Source organism: Kitasatospora sp. NPDC059462 (assembly GCF_042749955.1).
Taxonomy (GTDB): domain Bacteria; phylum Actinomycetota; class Actinomycetes; order Streptomycetales; family Streptomycetaceae; genus Kitasatospora.
This window is the reverse complement of record NZ_JBHYUU010000399.1, coordinates 1-1,401: the sequence shown is the minus strand read 5'-3', so window position 1 is coordinate 1,401 and position 1,401 is coordinate 1. Positions and strand designations below refer to the sequence as shown.

The following is a 1,401-nucleotide window of genomic DNA, read 5'->3' as shown; positions in this document are numbered from 1 at the left end:
GGCTCTCCTGCTTGATGTGTGGGTCAGGCTGTTGAGGGTTGGCGTCCGGGGAGGATGGGCCGGGGGCCTGCGAGGGTCAGCATGACGAGGGCAATGACGGCGTCGGCGGAGTGGAAGCCGAAGCCGCGCCGGATGATCAGGCGGGTCTTGGTGTTGGTGGACTCGATCAACCCGTTGGACAGGCCGGTGACCAGCGCCGAGCGGATGGCGTCGTAGTGGCGCGTGATCGTGCGTTGGAGGTCGACGAAGGCGGGGATGCGGCAGCGGCGGGCCCAGCCGATCCACTGGTCCAGGGCCTTGAGGGCGGCGGTGGGGCGGCGCTTGGCCAAGGCGAAGACGGCCCGCAGGGCTTCCTTCAGCCGCCAGGCGCGGTGCAGGCGCGGGTCGGTGGCGGCGATCCAGGTGAGCTTGGCGGCCTGGCGGTCGGTCAGGTCCTCGGCGTTCTTCCACAGCGCGAAACGGGAGTCCTTCAGCGCCCGGGCGGCCTGGCGGTCGCCGAGTTCGCGGCGGGCCCGGTTCCACGAGGCCCGACGCTCGGTGTTCAGCGCCTCGGTGGCCCAGGCCACCACGTGGAACGGGTCCATCACCCGCAGCGCACCGGGCGCGCGATCGGCGACGACCTGGGTGATCCAGCCGGCGCCGTCGGCACTGATGTGGGTCAGCCGTGCGGCTCGGGCCTGGCCGAGTTCGTCGAAGAACCGGGTGAGGACGTCGGTGCCGTGGCCGTCGGCCATCCACACCACCCGGGCGGTGTCGTGGTCGACCACGACGGTCATGTAGCGCTGGCCCTTGCGGTAGGAGATCTCGTCGATGCCGATCCGGCGCAGTGCGGCCAGCCGGTCGGTGTGCCGGTCGCGGTCGGCGGTGTAGCGCTCGACGATCCGGCCGACCGTGCGCCAGGTGCACCGCAGCAGCTCGGCCGCGGCGCTCTTGGAGCATTCGGCGGCCATCCATGCGGCCTGCTGGTCGAAGGCCAGGGTGTGCCCGGCGTCGTGCCGGGCCCAGGGGACGAACGCGACGGTCGGGCCGTGTCGGGGACAGGCGACCCGCGGGGCGTCGGCCTCCAGGAACACCCGCACCGCCCCGTGGTCCAGATCGCGCCACCGGCGCCGACCGCGTCCCCGGTCATACAGCGGGGCCGGGCGTCGGCACAGTCCGCACCGTCCACGCCGCCGCACGTCAGGCCGTACCGACGCGACTACACATTGTTCTGATTCGTCCCAGCGCACCGCCTCGACCACGGTGTTTTCGACCATCAGGGTGCGCTTCCATATGCTGAAGACAGGCACGCCGTCTCTCTGCTTGATCCAATTTGGGCTTCGACACCTCAAGGATCACAGAGGACGGCGTGTTTCACGTCCAGCCGTAGATCAGCGCACCCACACATGCGGCAGGAGAGCC

1 protein-coding gene is annotated in these 1,401 nt (G+C 70.6%); it reads right to left on the bottom strand.

What is annotated here, in order from left to right; translation table 11 throughout:
- Positions 1 to 23: 23 nt before the first annotated feature.
- Positions 24 to 1,256, bottom strand: coding sequence for an ISL3 family transposase (locus tag ACFXAM_RS38745; protein ID WP_033356098.1), 1,233 nt, complete (start codon positions 1,254 to 1,256; stop codon positions 24 to 26).
- Positions 1,257 to 1,401: the final 145 nt, after the last annotated feature.